General features: G+C 70.5%; 20 protein-coding genes. 13 read left to right on the plus strand and 7 right to left on the minus strand.

What is annotated here, in order from left to right:
• The first annotated feature begins 25 nt into the window (after positions 1 to 25).
• Positions 26 to 487, plus strand: coding sequence for a hypothetical protein (locus ACWD5F_RS35250; protein WP_451260382.1), 462 nt, complete (start codon positions 26 to 28; stop codon positions 485 to 487).
• Positions 488 to 635: 148 nt separating this feature from the next.
• Here ACWD5F_RS35250 and ACWD5F_RS35255 read toward each other — a convergent pair whose 3' ends face one another.
• Entirely contained in the window at positions 636 to 1,184 is a 549-nt protein-coding gene (locus tag ACWD5F_RS35255; RefSeq protein ID WP_451260383.1) for a putative immunity protein, read from the minus strand.
• A 244-nt stretch (positions 1,185 to 1,428) separates the two neighbouring features.
• On the opposite strand from ACWD5F_RS35255, the gene ACWD5F_RS35260 reads away from it, so the two are divergent.
• Genes ACWD5F_RS35260 through ACWD5F_RS35270 form a run of 3 tightly spaced genes read left to right on the plus strand, consistent with a single transcriptional unit; the run spans position 1,429 to position 4,899 of the window.
• Positions 1,429 to 3,177: a diacylglycerol kinase family protein gene (locus ACWD5F_RS35260; RefSeq protein ID WP_451260384.1), complete on the plus strand. Its 1,749-nt coding sequence runs from the start codon at positions 1,429 to 1,431 to the stop codon at positions 3,175 to 3,177.
• On the plus strand, positions 3,178 to 4,131 hold the full coding sequence (locus ACWD5F_RS35265; protein WP_451260385.1) for a YihY/virulence factor BrkB family protein: 954 nt from the start codon (positions 3,178 to 3,180) through the stop codon (positions 4,129 to 4,131). It begins immediately after the preceding gene.
• 3 nt (positions 4,132 to 4,134) lie between these two features.
• Positions 4,135 to 4,899 (plus strand): phosphatase PAP2 family protein, encoded by a 765-nt coding sequence (locus ACWD5F_RS35270; protein WP_451260386.1) that lies wholly within the window; start codon positions 4,135 to 4,137, stop codon positions 4,897 to 4,899.
• On the opposite strand, the gene ACWD5F_RS35275 is transcribed toward ACWD5F_RS35270, so the two are convergent.
• The 3 genes from ACWD5F_RS35275 to ACWD5F_RS35285 form a co-directional block, all read right to left on the minus strand.
• Positions 4,877 to 6,025, minus strand: coding sequence for a PP2C family protein-serine/threonine phosphatase (locus ACWD5F_RS35275; protein ID WP_451260387.1), 1,149 nt, complete (start codon positions 6,023 to 6,025; stop codon positions 4,877 to 4,879). The two genes, ACWD5F_RS35270 and ACWD5F_RS35275, sit on opposite strands and share 23 nt — an antisense overlap.
• Before the next feature lie 161 nt (positions 6,026 to 6,186).
• Positions 6,187 to 7,203: an aldo/keto reductase gene (locus ACWD5F_RS35280; RefSeq protein WP_451260388.1), complete on the minus strand. Its 1,017-nt coding sequence runs from the start codon at positions 7,201 to 7,203 to the stop codon at positions 6,187 to 6,189.
• 95 nt (positions 7,204 to 7,298) lie between these two features.
• On the minus strand, positions 7,299 to 8,339 hold the full coding sequence (locus ACWD5F_RS35285) for a zinc-dependent alcohol dehydrogenase (RefSeq protein WP_451260389.1): 1,041 nt from the start codon (positions 8,337 to 8,339) through the stop codon (positions 7,299 to 7,301).
• A 136-nt stretch (positions 8,340 to 8,475) separates the two neighbouring features.
• Here ACWD5F_RS35285 and ACWD5F_RS35290 point away from each other — a divergent pair, with 136 nt between their 5' ends.
• The 4 genes from ACWD5F_RS35290 to ACWD5F_RS35305 all read left to right on the plus strand — a co-directional run bounded on the left by ACWD5F_RS35290 (position 8,476) and on the right by ACWD5F_RS35305 (position 14,696).
• Positions 8,476 to 10,206 carry an IlvD/Edd family dehydratase gene (locus ACWD5F_RS35290; RefSeq protein ID WP_451260390.1) on the plus strand — a complete coding sequence of 577 codons (1,731 nt, stop codon included), beginning with the start codon at positions 8,476 to 8,478 and terminating at the stop codon, positions 10,204 to 10,206.
• Positions 10,207 to 10,368: 162 nt separating this feature from the next.
• Positions 10,369 to 11,400 (plus strand): LacI family DNA-binding transcriptional regulator, encoded by a 1,032-nt coding sequence (locus tag ACWD5F_RS35295; RefSeq protein WP_451260391.1) that lies wholly within the window; start codon positions 10,369 to 10,371, stop codon positions 11,398 to 11,400.
• 148 nt (positions 11,401 to 11,548) lie between these two features.
• Positions 11,549 to 13,162 (plus strand): glycoside hydrolase family 27 protein, encoded by a 1,614-nt coding sequence (locus ACWD5F_RS35300; protein WP_451260392.1) that lies wholly within the window; start codon positions 11,549 to 11,551, stop codon positions 13,160 to 13,162.
• Between the two features lie 73 nt (positions 13,163 to 13,235).
• The gene (locus tag ACWD5F_RS35305) at positions 13,236 to 14,696 is read left to right on the plus strand and encodes a glycoside hydrolase family 76 protein (RefSeq protein WP_451260393.1); all 1,461 of its coding nucleotides are present in this window, start codon (positions 13,236 to 13,238) and stop codon (positions 14,694 to 14,696) included.
• Between the two features lie 8 nt (positions 14,697 to 14,704).
• Here the strand turns inward: ACWD5F_RS35305 and ACWD5F_RS35310 are convergent, their stop codons facing one another.
• The gene (locus ACWD5F_RS35310) at positions 14,705 to 15,532 is read right to left on the minus strand and encodes a hypothetical protein (protein WP_451260394.1); all 828 of its coding nucleotides are present in this window, start codon (positions 15,530 to 15,532) and stop codon (positions 14,705 to 14,707) included.
• A gap of 62 nt (positions 15,533 to 15,594) precedes the next feature.
• Between ACWD5F_RS35310 and ACWD5F_RS35315 the strand changes: the two genes are divergently transcribed.
• From ACWD5F_RS35315 to ACWD5F_RS35325, 3 genes are all read left to right on the plus strand, one after another.
• Entirely contained in the window at positions 15,595 to 18,432 is a 2,838-nt protein-coding gene (locus tag ACWD5F_RS35315) for a carbohydrate-binding protein (RefSeq protein ID WP_451260395.1), read from the plus strand.
• 2 nt (positions 18,433 to 18,434) lie between these two features.
• A complete protein-coding gene (locus ACWD5F_RS35320; RefSeq protein WP_451260396.1) occupies positions 18,435 to 20,594 on the plus strand; it encodes a ThuA domain-containing protein in 2,160 nt (719 codons plus the stop codon).
• 143 nt (positions 20,595 to 20,737) lie between these two features.
• Entirely contained in the window at positions 20,738 to 21,190 is a 453-nt protein-coding gene (locus ACWD5F_RS35325) for a MarR family winged helix-turn-helix transcriptional regulator (RefSeq protein ID WP_451260397.1), read from the plus strand.
• Positions 21,191 to 21,209: 19 nt separating this feature from the next.
• Here ACWD5F_RS35325 and ACWD5F_RS35330 read toward each other — a convergent pair whose 3' ends face one another.
• A complete protein-coding gene (locus tag ACWD5F_RS35330; protein WP_451260398.1) occupies positions 21,210 to 21,677 on the minus strand; it encodes a nuclear transport factor 2 family protein in 468 nt (155 codons plus the stop codon).
• A 30-nt stretch (positions 21,678 to 21,707) separates the two neighbouring features.
• Between ACWD5F_RS35330 and ACWD5F_RS35335 the strand changes: the two genes are divergently transcribed.
• Positions 21,708 to 22,373, plus strand: coding sequence for a TetR/AcrR family transcriptional regulator (locus ACWD5F_RS35335; RefSeq protein ID WP_451260399.1), 666 nt, complete (start codon positions 21,708 to 21,710; stop codon positions 22,371 to 22,373).
• A 220-nt stretch (positions 22,374 to 22,593) separates the two neighbouring features.
• A complete protein-coding gene (locus tag ACWD5F_RS35340; RefSeq protein WP_451260400.1) occupies positions 22,594 to 23,043 on the plus strand; it encodes a MarR family winged helix-turn-helix transcriptional regulator in 450 nt (149 codons plus the stop codon).
• A gap of 22 nt (positions 23,044 to 23,065) precedes the next feature.
• Here the strand turns inward: ACWD5F_RS35340 and ACWD5F_RS35345 are convergent, their stop codons facing one another.
• Positions 23,066 to 23,662 (minus strand): cysteine hydrolase family protein, encoded by a 597-nt coding sequence (locus ACWD5F_RS35345; RefSeq protein ID WP_451260401.1) that lies wholly within the window; start codon positions 23,660 to 23,662, stop codon positions 23,066 to 23,068.
• Positions 23,663 to 23,667 lie beyond the last annotated feature (5 nt).

Genomic DNA, 23,667 nt, shown 5'->3' on the forward strand with positions numbered 1-23,667 from the left:
TCGATACTCTGCGCCGGGGGGCCAAGTGACCACCATTTTCGGGTTCATCGCGTCCATCGGTGTGGTGGTGTCCTTGCTCGTCGCGGCGTGGCAGACCCGGGAACTCACGCGTCAGACGGCCGTCAACAACGGCATCGCCGCTGCGACGGCCATCTACAACGGAATGGAGCGGATCCAGGACTTCGAGAAGTGCATCGCCGCGGACTATTGGCTGCATGCCCACTTCTACGAGAACGCCGATGTCCCGTCGGACGAATATCGGCGCGTCCATGTGCTCTGCCTCGCGCGAATGCTCGCGGACGTCCTGTCCTACGGCCTGGTGGTCTCGCTGCGCAATCCCGAGATGCGCGGCTACGGCGGTTGGGACAACTACGCGCTGGCGATGCGGGGTACATGTCCCGCGCTGGTCGAGGTCGTGAGCGAACACCCGGATTGGTGGCCGGCGCTCGTCGAGCATTGGGCGGCGAGCCCTGACTCCGGAAACTGAATCAGCCGAATGACCGCGTGCGCCGGCGGCCCCCGGCGAGATCGTGGACCTTTTCGTCAATCTGGCCGACGCACGCGCCGTGTGCCGCTCCCGCATCACCCGTCAGCTCGCTCTCGCTCCCGACGCCGCCTCTGGAAGTCCGGCGGGATCACTCGGTGACGGTGAGCGAGCGAAGGTCGGCGTCCAGTGCGCGGATCAACTCCCCCACCCGTCCGCCCCCGTCGGGCGCCGCCGGGAAGCGGTTGAGTACGTCGACGACGACCGGTGTCGCACGGCGTACCGCCTGATCGAGGAACTCTGCGCCGGCCCGTTGGTCGTCACCGGCGACGAGTTCGGCCGCTCTGGCCGCGTAGGCGCCGGCCCCGAGGATGTGTTTGACCTGGGTGGCCTTGGCCAGGGGATGCAGGTATGCGGCGCCCGCCGCGGACATGGCCGCCCATGCCGCCTCGCGGGCTGCCGCGGTCTGCGCGCTCTTGGCCGCCTTGAGGGCCGCCGACGCCGTGTCCCGCAGGGACTTGCCGCGTTCGCCGCCCCGAGCGAACTCCCACGCGGCACGGACAGCCTCTCGCGGGCGCGGGTCGTCCGGCTGATCGGCCTCGAAGACCTCGAGCACCGACTCCGCACACGCCGCGGCGAACCCGGCGACCTCACGGAGATCCTGTCTGCTCAGAACGATCTCGCTCGTATCCCCTGCCATCGCTCCCTCTTCCATCCGGTCATTGTCGCCGAGCGGTCGCCGCATCGAGGATCGCGGTCGTCGGAATCGCGCACCGCCGCCGCTCGTCCCACAGGTCCCTTCCGTGCACGGTCGAGGGCGCTGATCGGTGGATTCCCGCACCACCGAGCGTCTGCGCGGCCGCATCGGGGGCACACGCGGGTTCATCGGGTGCGGACGGCACCCGCCGAGGACCGCCGCGAGGCGCAGACCCGTGGGAGCCCCGATGCCGATCGCCACACCGGGAAGAGCCGCAGGAGCGACCGGGGACGGGGCCGGAGCGGTCCGGTCGGGCCGGTCTCCCGTCCTGCCCCGTGGCACCGGCATCACCGCGGCCCGGATCGGGTCGCTGACCGTCTGTCAGGCGGTTCTGGTCGTGGGGGTGGGGCTCCTGATCACGGGCCCCGCCCGGCACGTGTGGCCGCTGACGGTCGAGGACCACGTCAACGAGGGGTTCGAGAGGATCCGTACGGGGCCGCTCACCTCGCTGTCGTACGTCGGCTCGGAGGCGGGCAACACCCTCACGGTCATCGCCGTCACCCTGGTCACCTGCGTGGCCCTGCTGCTCGTACCCCGGCTGCCGAGGTGGCGGCAGGCGGTCTTCCTCGCCGTCGCCGTCTCGCTCCAGGCGCTGGTGTTCCTGGTCGTCACCGAGTCGGTGGACCGCACCCGCCCGGACGTGGACCGCCTCGACGCCTCACCGCCCACGTCCAGTTACACCTCCGGCCACACCGGCGCGGCCACCGCGCTCTACGCCGGACTCGGGGTCCTCGTCCTGTCCCGGGTCCGCAGGCCGTGGCGGTGGCCGCTGGCCGGGCTGCTGTTCCTGGTGCCGCTGATCGTCGGCGTCTCCCGGCTCTACCGTGGCATGCACCACCCCACGGACGTGATCGGCGGCATGGCCAACGGCGCCCTGTCCCTGGCGATCGTCTGGCGGGCCCTGTTCACCGACGGGTCCGTGGCCGCCGTACCCTCGCCGCGCAGCGGGCACGCCGAGGCCGCCGCCGCCGTAGAGGAGCGCGCGCCCGGCAGTACCGCCGTGATCTTCAACCCGACGGTGACCGGCGAGGCCGATCGCGAGAAGCTGCGGCGGATCCTCGAACAACACGGCCACCGCGCACCGGAGTTCATCGAGACCACCGCCGACGACCCCGGGACGGGACAGGCGGCCGGCGCCGTCCGTGACGGGGCGGCACTGGTCGTGGTGTGCGGCGGTGACGGCACCATCAGGGCCGCCGCCGACGCCCTGGCCGGCACCGGCGTCCCGCTCGTCGTGGTGCCCTGCGGTACCGGCAACCTGCTGGCCCGCAACCTCGGCCTGCCGCTCACCCCCGCGACCGCCCTCGACGCGGCGCTGTCCGGCACCCCGCACCGCCTCGACCTCGGCCGCATCGAGGGCGACGGACTCGCTCCCACCCACTTCGCTGCGATGTCCGGCGCCGGGCTCGACGCCGCGATGCTGGAACACACCGACGACCGCGCCAAGTCCGCCGTCGGCTGGCCCGCCTACGTGCTCGCCACCATCGGCACCCTGCGCACACCCCGGATGCGGCTGACGGTCCGGCTCGACGACGGGCCCGTCCTGCACCGCACGGCCCGGATGGTGCTCCTCGCCAACGTCGGCACCGTACAAGGCGGTTTGACCCTCGTCCCGGCGGCCCGCCCCGACGACGGACTGCTCGATCTGCTGATCCTCGACCCGCGCGGACCCGGCGGCTGGATGCGCGCCGTCGGCATCCTGATGCGCGGGCACAGGCACACCCCAAGGCCCACGACCGTGGACACGCCCGCCCCCGACGGCACCGGCAAGAAGGGCGTACCGGTGGAGTTCTTCACCTTCCGCCGCGCCGAACTCGCCTTCGCCGCACCGCAGTCGAGAGAACTCGACGGCGACCCGGTCTCCCACGGCCGGCGTCTGGCCGCCGAGGTCAGGCCCGGCGCGCTCACCGTCCTGCTGCCCACCCGGGAGAAGTGAATGGGCACCGCCACCAAGGTCCCCGAGACCCGCGACATGAGCGGCGACGACCTCTCCGCCGACGAGGCGCTGACCTCGCTGCGCCGCTACGGCCGCTGGCCGCTGCTGCGCGACTCCTTCGTGCGGTTCCGCTACGCCGACGGCTTCAGCCACTCCCGGGCGCTCGCCCTGCAGACCGTGCTGTCGGTGATCCCGCTGGCCATCGCCTTCGTCGGGCTGTCCACCGCGCTGCACACGGAGAACATCGGCCGACTCGCCGAACTGACCATCCACCGGCTCGCGCAGGGACCCAGCGCCGACGTCGTCGACGACGCACTGGACCGCAGCCGGCACAGCGCGGGCGACGGCGACGAGATCGCCCTCTGGTTCGGCCTGCTCTTCTCCCTGGTCAACGTCACCACCGCGATGTGCCAGATCGAACGCGGCGCCAACCGGATCTACGGAAACGAACGCGACCGCCCCTTCCACCAGAAGTACCTGCGCGGCCTCGTGATGTCCCTCAGCGCCGGGATCCCGCTCGGCCTCGGGTTCATCGTGATGGTGGCAGGCGGTGACATCGCCGCCGCGGCGGTGACGGTGTATCACCTCGACGGCGGCGCGCGGACCCTCTGCGAGATCCTGCGCTGGCCCTTCGGTTTCCTGCTCGCCCTCTTCTCGGCCAGCGCGATCTTCCGCCGGTCCCCGCGGCGCAAACAGCCCGGCTACACCTGGCTGGCCTTCGGCGCCGCCGTGTACCTCGTGCTGTGGATGGTTCTGACCTGGCTGCTGAGCCTGTACCTGGACATCAGCGGATCGTTCGACACGATCTACGGGCCGCTCAGCGCCTTCATGTCGCTGTTGCTGTGGGCCTACCTGACCTCCATCGCCCTCTTCCTGGGGCTGTCGTTCGCCGCGCAGCTGGAGGCCTCGCGGGCGCGGCGGCCCGGTCCGATCTCGGCCGACCCGGGGGTGTGAGGGATGGTCCGCGCCACGGCCCGGCGCCTTCGTGACCTCCGTCGCCGCACGGCCGACCGGAGATTCGGCATCCATCTGCTCGGTTCGACCGCGGTCGCCGCCGTAGCGGCCGTTCCCTTCGGCCTGCTGCTCGTCCTCGTGGAGGGGCACTGGCAGCCGTTGCGCCGTCTCGACGCGGGCGCGGCACGGCGGTTGAACGAGACCGCCCTCCAGCACCCCGAGTGGACCGACACCCTGCGGTTCCTGTCCGACCGGGTGTGGGACCCGCTCACCCTGCGGGCGGTCGTCGCGCTGCTGACCGGGTGGCTGCTCTACCGCCGGGCCTGGCGCCTGGCCGCCTGGTCCGCGGTGACGGCCGTGGCCGGCGGACTGATCGGACTGCTGGTCAAAACGGTGGTCGAACGGGCCAGACCGTCCCTGGAGGACCCGGTCGCGCGCGCTCCGGGGTTCTCCTTCCCCTCGGGGCACGCGATGACCGCGACCACCTCGTTCGCGATCCTGCTGCTGGTCCTGCTGCCGCTGGTGCCGCGTGCGCTGCGGCCGCTGTGCTGGTGCGTCGCGGTCGGGTCCGTGCTCGGCGTCGGCTTCACCCGGATCGCGCTCGGCGTGCACTGGTTCAGCGACGTCGTGGGCGGCTGGCTCCTCGGTCTCGCCGTCGTCGCCCTCACCACCTGGGCCTTCGAGGCCTGGCGCACCGACGCGGGGCGCGGACCTGCCGGGTTGACGGAGGGACTGGAGCCCGAACTCACAGACGCCCACCCCGAATAGGGTCCCGATGCGTCCGCCGCACGGTGAGCACGGCGAAGTCGTCGTGCTGGGCCCCGTTGTCGGTGAACGCGCGGGCGTCCTCGTAGAGCGCCTGGGGCAGTTCGGTGGGGGAGAGGGCGAGGCGGCTCGTCACGCGCTCGTCGGCCGGGTAGAACGCGCCGTCGTGGTCGCGGGTCTCGGTGAGGCCGTCGGTGGTCAGCAGCAGGGTCGAGCCGGCCGGGAAGTCGAACCAGTGCACGGTGGTGGGTTCGACGGACAGCTCGGCGAGACCGAGCGGGACACCGGGGTCCGTGTGCGGTGTGGAGACACCGCCGTCGTGCACCAACCAGGGAGGAACATGGCCGCAGTTGACGACCTGCGCCTCCGTCTCCGCGTCGACGCCGATGATGAGCGCGGTCACGAACCGTTCGTCGTCGCCGGTCTGTTCGGCGTACGTGTTGTGCCGGACGACCGCCGCGTCCAGGGCGTCGACGAGCGCGGTGAGCGTCGGCTCGCGGTAGGCCGCCTCGCGGAAGGCCCCGATCACGGCGAACGCGGCGCCCACCGCGGCCAGTCCCTTGCCCTGCACGTCCCCGATCAGCACCCGCGTGCCCCACGGCGAGGCGACGACGTCGTAGATGTCGCCGCCGACGAGCCGGTCCTCCTGCACGGGTTCGTAGACGCCGTTGACCAGGACCTCGTCGGTGACGAGCGGAAGGGGGTGCAGGATGTGCCGCTGCATCGCCGCGGCGGTGGTGCGCAGGCGGAGCATCTCGTGCTCGCGCTTGATGCGCCGGTGGCAGGCGTAGACGGAGATCGCCCCCAGCGCGATGGTGAACAGCACCAGCAGGATCCCGTCCAGCCACCGTCCCCCGTTCTCGCGCCGCACCACCGTGGTGAGGGTGATGACGAGCGTGGTCCACGCGGCCACGAACTTCGTCTGCGCGACGGTGCACAGCGCCGACGCCGTGCTCGGCAGGAAGATCAGCAGACCGAGATGCCACACCGGGGAGCCGGACACCACACCGAGGAACTCCACCAGCAGCGTCACCGTCACCACGCCGACGAGCATCTCGACGTTGTCCGGGGCCTCGATGGCGTCGAGGGCTCCGTCGGATCTCTTTCGGCTTCGGCGGATTCCGGTCATGGGCGCTCCCGAGCAGATGGTGATCTCTCGGTACGTTCTACAGGCCAGGGATGGTGTACGGGCCACGGGGCGGCCCGGCACGTTCGTGTCGCCCGTCCCACGGGGCGTCGATCCGGCGGGCCTGCGCGGGCCGCGGCCCACAGATCACCGTTCGGGCAAGCCTAAGCCGTACGACGGTCGGCGGCGGACGACGGTCGGGCCCGCACCGGCGCCCGCTCGTCCAACAGGCCCGCACCGCGCAGGTCGTCCCAGACCTGGTCCGGGATCTCCGCGCCGAACGCCGCCACGTTGCGGTGCACCTCGTCGGCGCTGCGCATGCCGACCACGATGCCCGCGACGGCCGGGTGCCGGAGCGGAAAGGCCATCGCCAGCTCCGGGAGCGTGACGCCGTGTGCTTCGCAGACGTCGGCGATACGGTGCGCGCGCTCCAGCAGGTGCGGCGCGGCGGGCGCGTAGTCGAAGGTGGCGCCCTCTGGAGGCCGGGCCGTGGCGAGCAGCCCGGAGTTGAAGATCGAGGCCGCGACGACCGAGACCTCGCGGGCCGTGCAGGCGGGCAGGAGCGTGTCGAGGGCGCTCTGGTCCAGGAGCGTGTAGCGGCCGGACAGCATGACGACGTCGACGTCCGACTCCTCGACCAGCCGGGTCAGCCGACCGGGGTCGTACATCCCCGCGCCGATCGCGCCCACCACGCCCTGGGCCCGCAGTTCGGTGAGCGCCGGAAGGCCCTCGCGCAAGGCGTCCTCGAAGTGCTGCTCCGCGTCGTGCAGGAACAGCACGTCGATACGGTCGACGCCCATCCGCTGAAGCGAGTCCTCCACGCTGCGCAGCACACCGTCCCGCGTGAAGTCCCACACGCGACGGTGGGTGGCGGGCACCGCGAAGCTCTCGTCCATGCGGCCTTCCGGGTCCTGCGGGACCAGCAGCCGGCCGACCTTCGTCGACAGCGTCACCTCGGCACGCGGCTTGGTGCGCAGCAGATCTCCGGTGCGGCGCTCGGAGTGTCCGATGCCGTAGTGCGGGGACGTGTCGTAGTAGCGGATCCCGCTGTCCCAGGCGGCATCGAGGGCGCCCGCGGCGGTCTCGTCGTCCAGCGGCGCGAAGAGCCCGCCGAGCGGTCCGCCACCGAAGCCAAGCTCCGTGATCCGCACCTTGGTCTGCCCGAGCCGGTTCCGCCGCATGCCCACCGTTCCCCCTGGACGCCTGGTGACGCGCCCATCCTGCCGTGGCCCGTACCGCCTCTCCAAGGGGATTTCCGTGCCGGGTGGATCCCCCGTCAGGCCGGTGGCGGATCGACGTGGATTCTCGGTCGCGGGTCCACGTGGATCTTCGGTCCCGGTCCGGCGCCGGCCGGCCGCTCTCCGGCGAGGACGGGCCCGGCCTGGTCCAGGGCGACGGTCGCGGCGACCAGTGGGCGCGGGTCGACGGATCCGTCGGCGTAGGCCCGGATGGTGTCGGCGAGGCCGGGGGAGCCGGACAGGACGCCCGTCGCGGTCACGTCCTTGAGGGCGAGTGTCCGGGTGTCGATCCGGCTGGGCTCACCGGCCAGTCCCACGTACACGACCCGACCGGCAGGCTCGACCAACTCCAGTGCCAGGGCAGGCAGGTGGACGGCGTTCGAGGCGTCCACGACCGCGTCGAAGGGCAGGTCCGGGACCGATTGCTCCGTCCACACGTGCTCGAAGCCCAGAGCGCGGGCGAAGGTCATGGAGTCCTCGGTGCGGCCCATCAGGTGCACCTCCGCGCCGACGGCCCGCAGGAACATCGCGACCAACAGCCCTATGGTTCCCGGGCCCAGGACCAGGGTCCGGTCACCGGGGCGCGGTGCGGCGGCCCGTGCCGCACGCAGGGCGTTGCCGCCCGGCTCGACCAGCGCGCCCAGTTCGGCGTCGACCGGGTCCGGCAGGACGTGCAACGAGGAGACGGGCACCGCGAGTTGCTCCGCCAGGGCGCCGTCCCGCGCCCCGCGGATGCCGACCTCCTGCCGCTTCTCGCACACATGCTGATGTCCCCGGCGGCAGCGACGGCAGACACCGCACCCGAGCATGGTGTCGCCCATGACCCGCCGGCCCACCCACACCGGATCGACCCCCGCGCCGACCGCCGCGACCCGGCCGGCCCACTCGTGGCCCAGCCGCAACGGGTAGGCGCAGTGCCCCTGATGGAGGTAGGCCATCGCCCCCGTGAAGAACTCGACGTCCGTACCGCACACGCCGACCCGCTCGACGTCGACGACGGCCTCGCCGGGAGCCGCCACCGGCGCCGGGACCTCCTGGACCGCGTACTCCCCGGGGGCCGTCAGCACGAACGCCCGCATCGCGCGGCCGCTCACCGCGGCCCGAGGAGGCACCGGCGCGGCACGAGTTTCGAGATGCCCGGCTCCAGCGTCTGCGTATGCTCCATGGCGTTCCAAAAATTAGACCACCGTGTCGATTATTGGAAGGAGTCCGCCGATGAAGCACCCCGGCACGACGACGCTCCGCAGCGGGCAGTGGTACGCGGGACAGGACCGCAACGCCTACATCCACCGGGCCTGGATGCGGCGCGGCGCACCGGGGGACGCCTTCACCGGCCGCCCGCAGATCGCCATCGCCAACACCGCCTCGGACCTCACCCCGTGCAACGCGCACCTGAACGAGGTGGCCGCCTCGGTGCGCAACGGCGTGTACGAGGCGGGCGGCATCCCGCTGGACCTGCCCGTGGTGTCCCTGGGGGAGACGCAGGTGCGGCCCACGGCCATGCTCTGGCGGAACATGGCCGCGATGGCGACCGAGGAGATGCTCCGGGCCAACCCCATCGACGGCGTCGTCCTGTTGGGCGGCTGCGACAAGACGATCCCGTCCCTGCTCATGGCCGCCGCCTCGGTGGACCTGCCCGCCGTGGTGGTGCCCGGCGGGCCCATGCTGAACGGGACCTTCCGCGGTACGCCGCTGGGCTGCGGCACCGACGTGTGGCGGCTGTCGGAGGAGGTCCGGGCCGGCACGCTCTCCCAGGAGGACTTCACCCGCTCCGAGTCGTCGATGATCCGCAGCCGCGGGCACTGCAACACCATGGGCACCGCCTCGACGATGGCCGTGGTTGCGGAGGCCCTGGGCACGGTCGTCCCCGGCGTCGCCGGCACCCCCGCCCCCGACAGCCGCCTGCTGGAGGCCGCGCACGGCACCGGCCGCCTGGTGGTGGACATGGTCGCCGCGGACCGGCGCCCGGCCACCTTCCTGACCAAGGCGTCCTTCCACAACGCGATCGTGGCGCTGGCCGCCGTCGGCGGATCGACCAACGCGGTCGTCCACCTCCTGGCGATCGCCGGCCGCCTCGGTGTCGACCTGACCCTCGACGACTTCGACCGCATCGGCTCCCGCGTGCCGGTCCTCGTCGACCTCCAGCCGGCCGGCCGCTTCCTCATGGAGGACCTCCACCGCGCCGGCGGCCTCCTCGCCGTCCTGCGCGAGGTCCGCGACCTGCTCGACCCCGACGCCCTGACCGTCACCGGCACACCGCTGGTCGACCACCTCGACGACGCCCCGATCTGGGACCCCGAGGTCATCCGCACCCGCGCCGAACCGCTCGTCGCCGAGGGCGGCATCGCCGTCCTGCGCGGCAACCTCGCACCCGACGGAGCACTGATCAAGCCCGCGGCGGCCTCCGCGCACCTCCTCCAACACCGGGGCAGGGCCGTCGTGTTCGACAGCATCGAGGACTTCCACGCCCGTATCGACGACCCGGACCTCGACGTCGACGCCGACTCCGTTCTCGTCCTGCGCGGTTGCGGCCCCAAGGGCTATCCCGGCATGCCGGAGGTGTCGAACATGCCGCTGCCGAAGAAGCTCCTCGAACAGGGCGTCCGGGACATGGTCCGCGTCTGCGACGGCCGCATGAGCGGCACGGCCTACGGCACCGTCGTCCTGCACGTGGCCCCGGAGGCCGCGGCCGGCGGCCCGCTCGCCCTCGTGCGCACCGGGGACTTCATCGCCCTCGACGTCCGGGGCCGCCGCATCGACATCGACGTACCGGTCGACGAACTCGCCCGCAGAACCCCCGACAAGGCCACGGTCGACGGCTTCGCCACCCCGCGACGCGGCTGGGAACGCCTCTACGTCGACCACGTCCTCCAGGCCGACACCGGCGCCGACCTCGACTTCCTCGTCGGCTCCAGCGGCTCCGAGGTGAGCCGGGAGTCCCACTGAGCGGCGGCAACGCACGCGCAGGGCCGCGGAGTTCAGGTGTGCGCAGATGTGGGGCGGATGACGTGATCGGAAACGTATCCTGACGGCGTTCGATTGGTCCGGACCGCGTGCCCACCTTCTCGGGTGGCCGCGCCATGTGCTGAAAGGTGGTCTGCGCCCAACGTGAGCAGTCGTCGCCCGCAGAGCCAGAGCACCAGGCCGACGATGCGCGATGTCGCCGAGCGGGCCGGGGTCGCCCTGGTCACCGTGTCCCGGGTCGTCAACGGCATCGGGGCGGTCCGCGAGGAGACGGCCGACCGGGTGCACGCGGCGATCAGCGAGATCGGGTACCGGCGCAACGAGATCGCGCGCTCCCTGCGGCCCGGGCAGAACTCGCTGACCATCGGCCTGCTCCTCGGCGACCTGACCAACCCGTTCTACGCTTCCCTCGCGAAGGCGGCGGTCGAGGTGATGTCCGACGCCGGGTACGCCGTGCTGCTCAGCACCGCCGACGAGGACCCGGAGGTCGAACGCCGGGCCGTGGGCGAGCTGATCGGGCGACGCGTGGCCGGGCTCATCATCGTGCCCGACCAGGGCGACCACGCGTTTCTGCGCGAGGTCAACGGTCACGACCAGGTGCCCGTCGTCTTCGTGGACCGGCCCGCCACCGGAGCCGAGGCCGACGTCGTCCTCGTCGACAACGAGGGCGGCGGACGCACCGCTACCCAGCACCTGATCGACCACGGCCACCGCCGGATCGCGATCCTCGTCGCCCCCTCGTACTACACCACCGGCCGCCGACTGCGCGGATACCGCAAGGCCCTGCGGCACAGCGGCATCGACGCCGACGAGACCCTGGTGGTCGCCCTCCCGCGCGGCACCATGGAGGAGGCCTCCGCCGCCACCCACACCCTGCTCACCTCGCCGAACCCGCCGACGGCGATCTTCTCGACCACGAGCTTCCTCACCGAAGGCGTCCTGCGGATCAGCCGCCGACTGGGCGCCCGTATCGCCGTGGTGGGATTCGACGACTTCAAACTGGCCGACATGCTCCCGACCCCGGTCACGGTGGTCACCTCGGACACCGAGGAACTCGGCCGCCGAGCCGCGCACTTGCTGATCGACCGCATCGAGGGCGGGGCCGGCCCCTTCCAACGGATCGTGCTGCCTTCGGAGTTGATAGCTCGCGGCACGGGCGAGACGGCTCCGCTCTAGCCCAACAGCCTTTCTGGTGCGGACCATTGACCGTCCCTCAGAGAGGTGCCACCTTCATCATGGATACGTTTCCATAGCTCCGGACGCACGAGCCTCTCTGCCCGTCCCCGCCCCTGTCCGCCCCCACAGCGCAGCAGGAGACACAGACATGACCGTCCCCCTGATCCGGCTGAGACCCCTCAGAGCGGCGCTCGCGATGGTGCTGTTCCTCGTGCTCGCTCCACCCCTGCTCCTCATGAAGGCGGCCCCGGACGCCCACGCGCTGGAGAACGGTCTGGCCCGCACGCCCCCGATGGGCTGGAACGACTGGAACGCCTTCGGCTGCAACGTCACCGAGCAGCTGGTCAAGCAGACGGCCGACCAATTGGTCTCCTCGGGTCTGAAGGACGCGGGCTACCAGTACGTCAACATCGACGACTGCTGGATGACCTCGGCCCGCAACTCCGCCGGTCAACTGGTCCCGGACCCGGTCAAGTTCCCCAGCGGCATCAGCGGCACCGCCGCCTACGTGCACTCCAAGGGCCTCAAGCTCGGCATCTACGAGAGCGCCGGCACCGCCACCTGCGCCGGCTACCCGGGCAGCCTCGGCCATGAGCAGACGGACGCGAACAGCTTCGCCGCCTGGGGCGTCGACTACCTGAAGTACGACAACTGCAACCACCAGAACGTGCCCGACCAGCAGCGCTACACCGCCATGCGCGACGCCCTGGCCAACACCGGCCGCCCGATCGTCTACAGCCTCTGCAACTGGGGCCTGGCGGACGTGTGGACCTGGGGCGCGGGCGTCGGCAACAGCTGGCGCACCACCGGCGACATCAACGTCAACTTCTCGACGGTGGTGTCGATCTACAAGGCCAACGTCAAGCTCGCCGCGTACGCCAAGCCCGGTGCCTGGAACGACCCGGACATGCTGGAGGTCGGCAACGGCCTGTCGTTCACCGAGGACCGCTCCCACTTCAGCCTCTGGGCCGAGATGGCCGCGCCGCTGATCGCCGGGAACGACATGCGCAGCGCCACGCCGGCCACCCTCTCGCTCTACGGCAACAAGGACGTCATCGCCGTGGACCAGGATTCCCTCGGCAAGCAGGGCACCGAGATCTCCTCGTCGGGCGGGCTGCACGTGTTGACCAAGCCCCTGGCCAACGGTGATGTGTCCGTGGTCCTGTTCAACGAGAACTCGAGCGCGGCCACCATCACCACCTCGGCCGCCGCGGCGGGCCTCCCGGCCGCCTCGTCGTACCGGCTGGACAACCTCTGGTCCCACCAGATCAGCAGCACGACCGGCAGCATCGCGGCGAGCGTCCCCGGCCACGGCTCGGTCATGTACCGCGTGTCCGTCGGCAGCGGCACCAGCGTCGGGACGACCCACCCGCTGATCGGAGCCTCCTCCAACCGCTGCCTCGACGCCTACAACGGCGGGACCACCCCCGGCACCAAGATCGAGACCTGGGACTGCGGCGGCGGCACCAACCAGGCCGTCACCCTCACCGCGGCCGGTGAACTCCGGCTCTACGGCGGCACCCAGTGCCTGGACGCGTACAACAACCAGACCTCCGCCGGCACCAAGGTGCAGCTCTACACCTGCAACGGCGGCGCCAACCAGAAGTGGAGCCTCAACCCCAACGGCACGATCACCGGCACCCAGTCCGGGCTCTGCCTCGACGTCACCGGAGGCGACAAGCCCGCCGGGAACGTCAACGGCACCCAGATCGAGCTGTGGACGTGCAACGGCGGCGCCAACCAGCAGTGGCGCCTGGGCTGACGGTCCTTCATCGGGCCGACGGCCCTTCATCGGGCTGACGGCGCCCACCATCCCCCACGCCGATGGAGCTGACATGACCTCAACCGCACGACGCGTCCGCAGAGTGGTGACCGGCCTGATCGCCGCCCTGGCCCTGCTCACCCCGGTCACCAGCGGTGTCGCGAGCGCCGCCCCCGAGGCCACGATCTGCAACAAGTACTGCGACGCCCGCGACCCGGCCCAGTCCCCGGGCGACCGCCAGCCGGTCACCGCGACCATCTACTCGCGCACCCTCGCCCTGCACTTCGACGACACCGACGCGATGGGCTGGGCCTCGATCACCAACGGCAGCCCGGGCGACGAGACATGGCTCGACCGCTCCTTCGACGGCGGCCGCACCTGGAGCTCGGGCAGCAAGCTGGGCGACACCACCGTCCCCGCGGGGCAACGGGGTTGGCGCACGCTGATGTACAACGTCGACGACTGGAACAACAACGGTGTCGGCGCGCTGCGGGCCTGCGGCAAGGCGGGGGACCGCCCCGAGATCGCCTGCACTGCGTGGGCCCGCACCACCTGGAACGCGTACAGCCGCCCCACCGCGGCGGCCACCGCGCTGATGCAGTCGTACAACAACTCCACCGGACTGTTCGACACCACCGGCTGGTGGAACTCCGCCAACGCCCTGACCGCGATCATCGACAACATCCGGGTCACGGGCATGCCCAGCTACAAGTACGCCGTCGCGAACACCTACGACCGTCAACTGGGCGCTCAGGGCGGCCAGTTCCGGAACGACTACATCGACGACACCGGGTGGTGGGGGCTCGCCTGGGTCGCCGCGTACGACCTGACCGGGGACAGCCGCTATCTCAACACCGCCCGTGCCGACGCCGACTACATGGCGCGGTACTGGGACTCGACGTGCGGTGGCGGGGTGTGGTGGAGCACGGCGAAGACGTACAAGAACGCGATCGCCAACTCCCTCTACCTGGAGCTGAATGCGGCCCTGCACAACCGGATCGCCGGCGACACGGTCTATCTCGGCCGCGCCAACGCCGACTGGGCGTGGTTCAAGGGCACCGGCATGATCAACGGTTCGCATCTGGTCAACGACGGCATCGACCTGTCGACCTGCCGCAACAACGGGTCCACGGCATGGACGTACAACCAGGGCGTACTCCTCGGCGGCCTCGCCGAGTTGTACCGCGCGACGGGCGACTCGACCCTGCTGACCACCGGCCGGCAGATCGGTGACGCCTCGACCACCTCCACCGCGCTCAACTCCGCCGGCATCCTGCGCGAGCCGTGCGAGACGAACGGCTGCGGGGCCGACGGACCCTCCTTCAAGGGCGCCTACGTCCGCGGCCTGAACGCCTTCAACTCCCAACTGTCCGACCGCCCTTACACGTCCTACCTCACCCGCCAGGCCAACTCCGCCTACGCCAACGACCGCACCGCCCTCGACGCGTACGGACTGCACTGGGCAGGGCCCGTCGACTCCACGGACGCGGCCCGGCAGCAGAGCGCGCTGGATCTGATGAACGCGGCGAACTGACGGCGGAGTCAAAGGACCGCCCCCATCCGCCAGGGGACGATCTCCTCCGCCCCGAACCCGAGCGCCTCGGACTTGCTCTCGGCGCCGGAGGCCAGGTCCACGAGAGCCTCGAACAGGGCGAGGCCGTATGTGAGTTGAACGGTGTGGCTCATGGCGGGGCCGGCGTCGAAGTCGATGTCGCCGCGCATCCGCTCGTACAACCCGGTGGTGGTGCTGATCTTCAGGCAAGGGACCGGACGGGAGCCGAACAGCGAACCCCGTCCGGTCGTGAAGGCGAGGAGGTTGGCGCCGCCGGCGACCATGCCGGTGGCCGACACGGGGTCGCAGCCGGGCGTGTCCATGAAGGTGAGGCCCGGCGCGGTGACCGGCTCCCCGTAGCCGATGACGTCGTTGAGGGGGCTGGTCCCGGACTTGAGTACCGCGCCCAGGGATTTCTCCCAGATGGTGGTGATCCCGCCGGCCCGGTTGCCCCGGGACGGGTTGTTGTCGAGGGTCGCGCCGTTGCCGGCCGTGTATTTCTGCCACCAGACGATGAGTTCGTCGATACGGGCCGCCGTCTCGGGGGTCGACGCCCGGTCGCGCAGGAGGTGGTGGGCGCCGTAGATCTCGGGGGTCTCGCCGAGCACGACCTTCCCGCCCGCGGCGACGAGCAGGTCGGCCGCGACGCCGATCCCGGTGCCGTCGCACCGGCCCCGACCGGACGCTCTGAACTGCCAAGTTTGTCCAGGGAGTTGACAAACTCCTGACGGATCGCCAGCATGCAATTCGCCTGCAGAAGCAAGAAATCGGACAACCAGATCTCGCAAATACTCTGCAGCAGAGCACCGCTGATGCACGCGGCAAGCGCGGCCGGCGCGCGCCTTGCCTGACTCCCCACCGTCAGGAAGGAAGCTCTGTCATGTCTCAGCGCCCCCGCTCGGGGCTCAGATGGCTCACCGCCCTCGCACTCCTCCTCCCAGCAGTCGTCGCGGTGTCGCTCACGGGTGCGGCCGCCGCGCCCCAGGACATCCCGCCCGGCGACTACCAACACGTCCAACTCGCGGGCGGCGCGGCCGAACTGGGGGAACCCATGTCCCTGGCCGTCCTGCCGGACCGTTCGACCCTGCACACCGCGCGGGACGGCACGATCCGCCTGACCGACGCCGTCGGCAACACCAAGGTGGCCGCCAAACTCGACGTCTACACCCATGACGAAGAGGGCCTCCAGGGCATCGCCGTCGACCCCGCCTTCACGACCAACCGGTACGTCTACGCCTACTACTCGCCGAAACTCAACACTCCGGCAGGAGACGCTCCGACCACCGGAAGCGCCGCGGACTTCGAGCCCTGGAAAGGACACCTGAACCTCTCGCGCTTCGTCCTGAAGAGCGACGGCACCCTGGACCTGGCGAGCGAGAAGGTCGTGCTGGAGGTCGCCAACGACCGCGGCCAGTGCTGCCACGTCGGCGGGGACATCGACTTCGACGCGGCCGGCAACCTCTATCTGACCACCGGCGACGACACCAACCCCTTCGACTCCGCCGGATACACGCCCATCGACGAACGCGCGGACCGCAACCCCCAGTTCGACGCCCAGCGCAGCTCCGGCAACACCAACGACCTGCGCGGCAAGGTCCTCCGTATCAAGCCCACCGCCGCCGGCGGCTACACCGTCCCGGTCGGCAACCTGTTCGCGCCCGGCACCTCGGGCACCCGGCCCGAGATCTACGCCATGGGCTTCCGCAACCCGTTCCGCATGTCCGTCGACCGGGCCACCGGAATCGTCTACCTCGGCGACTACGGTCCCGACGCGGGCGGCGCCGACGCCAACCGCGGTCCCGGCGGCCAGGTCGAGTTCGACCGCATCACCGCGCCGGGCAACTACGGCTGGCCCTACTGCACGGGCACCAACACCACCGCAGAGACGTACAACGAGTACACGTTCCCGAGCGGACCCTCCGCCGCCAAGTACGACTGCGCGGGCGGCCCGACGAACAACTCCGCCCGCAACACCGGACAGTCGAAACTGCCACCCGCCAAGGCGAGTTGGATCAGATACGGCGGGGACGGATCACCGCCCGAGTTCGGCGGCGGCTCGGAGTCCCCGATGGGCGGCGAGGTCTACCGGTACGACCCGAACCTCAACTCCTCCGTCAAGTTCCCCCAGTCCCTGGACGGTCGCTACCTCGCCGCCGAGTACGGACGGCAGTGGATCAAGTCGATCGAGGTCAAGAGCGACGGCACGTACGGGACCATCGAGGACTTCCCCTGGAACGGCACCCAGGTGATCGACACGGACTTCGGACCCGACGGCGCGCTGTACGTCCTGGACTACGGAACCGGCAACAACAACCAGGCCCTGTACCGGATCGAGTACATCGGAGGCAGCAACCGCAATCCGGTGGCCAAGGCGGCCGCGGACAAGACCTCCGGAGCCCTGCCGCTGACGGTGCAGTTCTCCTCCCAGGGCAGCAGCGACCCCGAGGGCAGACCCCTCACCTACTCGTGGGACTTCGGTGACGGAGCCACCTCCAGCCAGGCCAGTCCGAGCCACACCTACACCACCGGCGGAACCTTCCGTCCCACCCTCACGGTGAAGGACCCCGAAGGCCTCGCCGGCACGGCCAGTCTCGTCATCACCGCCGGCAACACCGCCCCGACCGTCACGCTACAGACCCCCGCCGACGGGCAGTTGTTCTCCTTCGGCGACAGCGTGCCCTTCCGCGTCCAGGCCACCGACCCCGAGGACGGCAGCATCGACTGCGCCAAGGTCAAGGTCACCTACCTCCTGGGCCACGACAGCCACACCCACTCCATCACCTCCGCGAACGGCTGCTCCGGCACCCTCAACATCCCCCAGGACGGCGAGCACGACAGCGCCGCCAACCTCTACGGCGTGTTCGACGCCGAGTACACCGACAACGGCGGTCTCACCGGGCACTCCCTGCGCACGCTGCAACCCCGTCACCGGCAGGCGGAGCACTTCACCGCCCAGTCCGGCATCGAGGCCGCGACACACGGTCCCGCGGAGGGAGGCCGAACCGTCGGGTTCACCGACAACGGCGACTGGATCTCCTTCAGGCCGTACGCCCTCACCGGCGCCAACCGGTTCACCGCCCGCGTCTCCTCGGCCGGCGCCGGAGGCACCATCGAGATCCGCGCGGGTTCCGCCACCGGCACCCTGCTGGGCACCACCACCGTTCCGGTGACCGGCAGTTGGGAGACCTTCACCGACGTCTCCACGGCCCTGTCCAACATCCCCGCCGGCAGCACCGAGCTGTTCCTGGTCTTCCGCGGACCGACCGGCCAGGGCAACCTCTTCGACCTCGACGCGTTCACGTTCGGCACCACCGCCACCGGCACCGCGCGGGAGGCGGAGGCGTTCACCTCGGGTTCCGGTGTCCAGGCCGCCGCACACACAGCGGCCAGCGGTGGGCAGACCCTCGGCTACATCGACAACGGCGACTGGGCGGGCTACGCGAGCGTCTCCACCGCCGGAGCCTCCGGCTTCTCCGCCAAGGTCTCCTCGGCCGGGGCCGGCGGCACCGTACAGATCCGCTCCGGCTCGGCGACCGGACCCCTGCTCGGCTCGGTCACCGTCCCGGTGACCGGCGGCTGGGAGACCTTCACCACCGTCAGCACCTCACTCGGCGCCGGCGGATCGGGCCCTCTCTTCCTGTCCTTCACCGGCGGCAGCGGATCGCTCTTCGACATCGACACCTTCACCCTGACCGCCTCGGCACGAAAGGGGAGTTGACCATGATCAGACGCACCTGGCGCACCGCCCGGCGGCTGGCGGCTCTCGCCCTGGCCACGGCCTGCACCCTGTCCCTGCCCGCGGTGACGGCACACGCGGGCCCCGCTAAGGCGGACGCCGCCTTCGACATCCTGGTCTTCTCCAAGACCGCCGGATTCCGGCACGACGCCATCCCCGCCGGCATCGACGCCCTGCGCACGCTGGGCACGCAGAACAACTTCTCCGTCACGGCGACCGAGGACGCCGGCGCCTTCACCCCCGCGAACCTGGCCTCGTACGAGGCGGTCGTCTTCCTCAGCACCACCGGCGACGTCCTCAACGACACCCAGCAGAACGCCCTTCAGTCCTACGTCGACAACGGCGGCGGCTACCTGGGCGTGCACGCGGCGGCCGACACCGAGTACGACTGGCCCTACTACAACCAGCTGGTGGGCGCCTACTTCAAGAGCCATCCCGCCATCCAGCAGGCCACGGTGAAGAACGAGGACCGCACCCACCCGGCCACCGCGCATCTCGCCCCGACCTGGACGCGCACCGACGAGTGGTACAACTACCGCACCAATCCCCGGTCCGGCGTGCACGTCCTGCAGACCCTCGACGAAAGCACCTACAGCGGCGGCGAGATGGGCGCCGACCACCCGATCACCTGGTGCCACCCGCAGGGCAACGGCCGCTCCTTCTACACGGGACTCGGCCACACCATCGAGTCCTACAGCGACACCGCCTTCCGAAGTCTGCTGCTCGGTGCGGTGCGGTACACGGCGGGCGCGGCACCGGGCAACTGCTCGCCGCCGTCCGGCACTCGGACCGTCGAGGGAGAGGCGTTCACTTCCGGTTCCGGTGTCCAGGTCGCCGCTCACGCGGGAGCGAGCGGCGGGCAGACCCTCGGCTACATCGAGAACGGCGACTGGGCGGGCTACGCGAGCGTCTCCACCGCCGGTGCCTCGACCTTCACCGCCAAGGTGTCCTCGGCGGGCGCCGGTGGCACGGTCGAGGTCCGTTCCGGCTCGGCCACCGGCACACTGCTCGGGTCGGTTCGGGTACCGGTGACCGGGAGTTGGGACACCTTCACCACCGTCTCGACCACACTGACGTCCTCCGCGTCGGGCCCCCTCTTCCTGAGATTCACCGGCGGCAGCGGATCGCTCTTCGACATCGACACCTTCACCCTGGGAGGCACCCCGGTCACCAAGGCGCTCAACCAGAACGTGCATCTCTTCTACTACCCCTGGTACGGCAGCCCGGTGGTGAACGGGGACTGGCGGCACTGGCAGCAGGGCGGCCACACCCCGCCGGACGACATCGGCGCCGACCTGTACCCGGCGCTCGGCCCGTACGACTCCGCCGACTACGCAGGTGCAGTGGCGCAGCACATGAAGTGGATCGCCCGCTCCGGCGCCGGTGTCCTGGTCTACAGCTGGTGGGGCCAGGGCAGTTACGAGGACCGGATCGCCCGGGGTGTCCTCGACGCGGCACAGAAGGAGGGCATCAAGGTGGCCTGGCATCTGGAGCCGTACGCCGGCCGCACCGGTGCCTCGACCGCCGACGACATCCGGTACATCAACACCACGTACGGCGGCCACCCCGCCTTCTACCGTTCCGCGGACCACGGCAACAAGGGCGCCTTCTACGTCTTCAGCAGCCTCGATGTCACCGACTGGACGGCGCTCGACCAGGTCACCGGCAACAGCATCGTGCTCGCCCAGACCACCGACACCAGCAAGATCCAGCACTTCTCCGGGCTGTACACCTACGACGGCATCGCCGGTGCCAGCGCCCCGGGCTGGAAGCAGGCCGGGGACTACGCCCGCGCCAACAACCTCATCTGGTCCCCGTCGGTCGCACCCGGGTACATCGACGACCGAGCCGTACCAGGCAACACGACCCCCACCGTGAACCGCGCCGCCGGCGCGGCCTACGACCGGCAGTGGGGCAACGCCCTCGCACCCGAGACCGGCGGCCCGCCGACCTGGGTGTCGGTGACGTCCTTCAACGAATGGCACGAAGGCAGTTCGATCGAACCGGCCGACGGCACTCCGCCCGCCGGCCACAACTACCAGACGTACGACGGAGCGTACGGACTGACCGGACCGGCGGCCGAGACGGCCTACCTGGACCGCACCGCCTACTGGGCGGACCGGTTCCTGAACGCGAGCAACTGACCCTTTGCACACCGGAGCCGTGGGCCGATACATCGCATCGGCCCACGGCCAGGAGGTTGTTCACGGCGAGGAGGCTCGCTGCCAGGGCTTTCGCGGACGGCCGCACCTTGAGGTTCTTTGCTTGAGCACGCTAACCTGCGGAGATGACCGCCGAAGATCCCCTCGCCGCCCAGGAAGAGCGCTTCTGGCGGGCGCTGATGCGCGTCATCGTCGCGCTGCCCCGCTCGCTGGACGACGATCTGCTGCGGTCGACCGGACTGACGCTCACCGAGTACGTCGTACTGATGAACCTCTCCGAGGCCGAGAACCAGTCGCTCCGCATGACGGATCTCGCCTCGGCGACCGCGCTGTCGGCGAGCCGCATCACCCGTGTCGTGGACGCGCTGCAGAGCCGCGGCCAGGTCGTCAAGCGGCGCTTCGAGGGGGACGCGCGCGGGAATGTCACGACCATCACCCCGGAAGGGATGAAGCGGCTGGAGGCGGCCTATCCGGTCCATCTGGCGAGCGCCCGCAAGCGGGTCATGGACCATATCGACGGCCGCTCGCTGCCGGCCATGGTGAGGCAGTTCGAGGCGCTGGTCGAGGAACTCGGCTGAGTCCTGGCCCGGGAACCTCTCAGGGCGTGGACGGGCGCGTCTCGGTCCAGTCGACCATCAGGCGGCGCTCGGCGAAGTACCAGTCGCCGTCCTGTTTGGTGAACTCGTCGAGGTAGCGGATCGACGCGATCATCAGGGTGCGGTGCCCGGACTCGTCGACCGAGACGTGGTGGGCCAGGCAGTAGCTCTCGCCCGTGGCCCGGCTGCCGTCGAGGGTGATCGTGCTCTGGCCGTTGAAGTGCGTGGTCGCCCGGTAGACGTTGAGGTTGTCGAACACCGGGGCGAGGGACTCGCGGCCGTGCAACTCCTGCGTCGGCTCCGCCGCCTTGGCGTCCATGAACACCAGGAAGCGGGTGTCCTCGGTGAACAGGGCCATCTGCCCCTTGGCGTCCCGCCGGTCCGCGCAGTGCGCGTAGGCGTCCACCAGCTCACGGATGGCCAACCGGTCGGCGGCTTCCTGGGGTGAGACCGCGGTGTGCGAGGCCATGACGGTTCCTTTCGCCGCACTATTTGACACATGTATAAAATCACTCCGCATGGCAGGCTGCAACGTGACCCCGAGGAGGGCAGAGCGCTGAACGAGCGGATCGATCCCCGCATCACCCGCACGACCCAGGCCTTCGAGGAGGCCATCGTCGACCTCGCCGCGCGGCGGCCCGTCTCGCGGATCTCCGTCGCCGAGCTGGCCGGCCGTGCCGGGGTCACCCGTGCGACGTTCTACAACCGCTACGGCTCCCCGCTGGACCTGCTCATCCAGGTGCTCCAGGCCGACCTGGAGCGCGGGCACCGGCTGGAGGACGAGTGGCGGGCCCAAGGCGTGTACGCGGCCCGCGAGTTGTTGCGCATGGCCGTCACCGAGGTGGCCGATCACGTCGAGCGCTTCGCCGAGGTGTACCGGCACACCCTCGCCGACCCGGCGGACAGCGGGGTGTACGAGGCACTCGTGCGCCACTTCAGCGACTATGCGCTGGCGTTCATGGCCCGGGGCCCCCACCCGGGGCTGCCCGAGGCCAACCGCCAGGTCATCGCGCAGTTCATGGCCCACGGCTTCGCCGGCGCCATCAGGGCGTGGCTCGACGACCCGGCGGTCACCAAGGAGGACCTGGTCGAGGCGTCCGTGGCATGCGCTCCCGCCTGGTGGACGGTCGACGTCGATGCGGAGGACGCGTCCGATCGACCGTAGGGCCGGCGCCAGCGCAAGCGCGGACGCGGATGCGTGATGTGGCCTGCTGTGCAGTCGGACGACTGATGACGCGACGTTCCTGCTCGACGAGGCTGGCTCCTCGACCGGACCGCTTGACGACGCAAATATCTCCTCAAGGCGAGCGGCTGTCTCTGGGGGTGGCAGCCTCCTCGAAGTGGGCGGCAAGGCAGGTGGCCTGCGTACTGGATAAAATCGGCGCATGACCAGTGATCCGAAGCCCGAGGCCGAGGCCGCCGCCGAGCTGATGAAGGCGATGACCCGGCTGCGTGCGCGGTTGCGCACCGAGTCGGCGCCGGACGACATGCAGTGGACCTGGTCGCAACTGACCACGCTGGCCCGCATCGTCGAGGACGGCTCGGTCACGGCCAGCGAACTGGCGCAGGCCGAGCACGTTCGCCGGCAGTCGATGGCCGAGACACTCGCCGCACTGCGTACCGGCGGCCTGATCACCACGGCCAAGGACCCCGGCGACGGCCGCAAGACGCTCATCGAGGCGACCCCCGAGGGACGGGCGCTGATCGCCACGATCCCGGCCGCCCGGGTGAGTTGGCTCGGTGGAGCCATCGAGGCGCACCTGCGGGCGGACGAGCGCGAGACCCTGCTGAAGGCCGCGGCCATCATGAACCGGATCGCGGACAGCGGGAGTTGACGGTCGCGGGGGAACGGTGGGATCACACCGCCTTGGTCAGCGCCCCGAGTTCCTCGGTGTCGATGACGTACGCCTGGTTCGGGAAGACCTTGTCGGTCAGGACGCGGTGGACCTCGGGGTCGGGGTCGCCGGTCGCGTCCTTGAGGACGTAGAGCTGGAAGTCGTCGTCCGCGGCCTGCCGAAGGGTCGTCAACACCACTCCGCCGGTGGACAGTCCGGCCAGGACGAGCGTGTCGATGCCCCGCTCGCGCAGGGTGGCCCGCAGGTCGGGGGTGCCGGCGAAGGCGCTGATACGTATCTTGCGCACGGTGATGTCCTGCTCGCGCACGTCGAACGAGTCGTGCAGCGCGGCCTCGGGGCTGCCGTCGGCGAGGAAGTCGATCTGGGCGACGGCGGTGAAGGACTTGTTGCGCGCCGGGACAAGGGCGAAGTCCTGGTCGGTGAAGGCGACCCGGACATGGGCGACTTGGACGTCGTTCGACCGGGCCCACGACAGGGCCGCGTGGGCGCGGGAGAGGGCCTGCTCCCCGTCGGGGACCGCGGCCAGGATGGCCGGCTGGAAGTCCATGAGGAGCAGGGCGGTACGGGCGGGGTCGAGGTGCGGGGCGACGGTGGTCATTGCCT

The sequence above is a fragment of the Streptomyces sp. NPDC002499 genome (assembly GCF_053595415.1).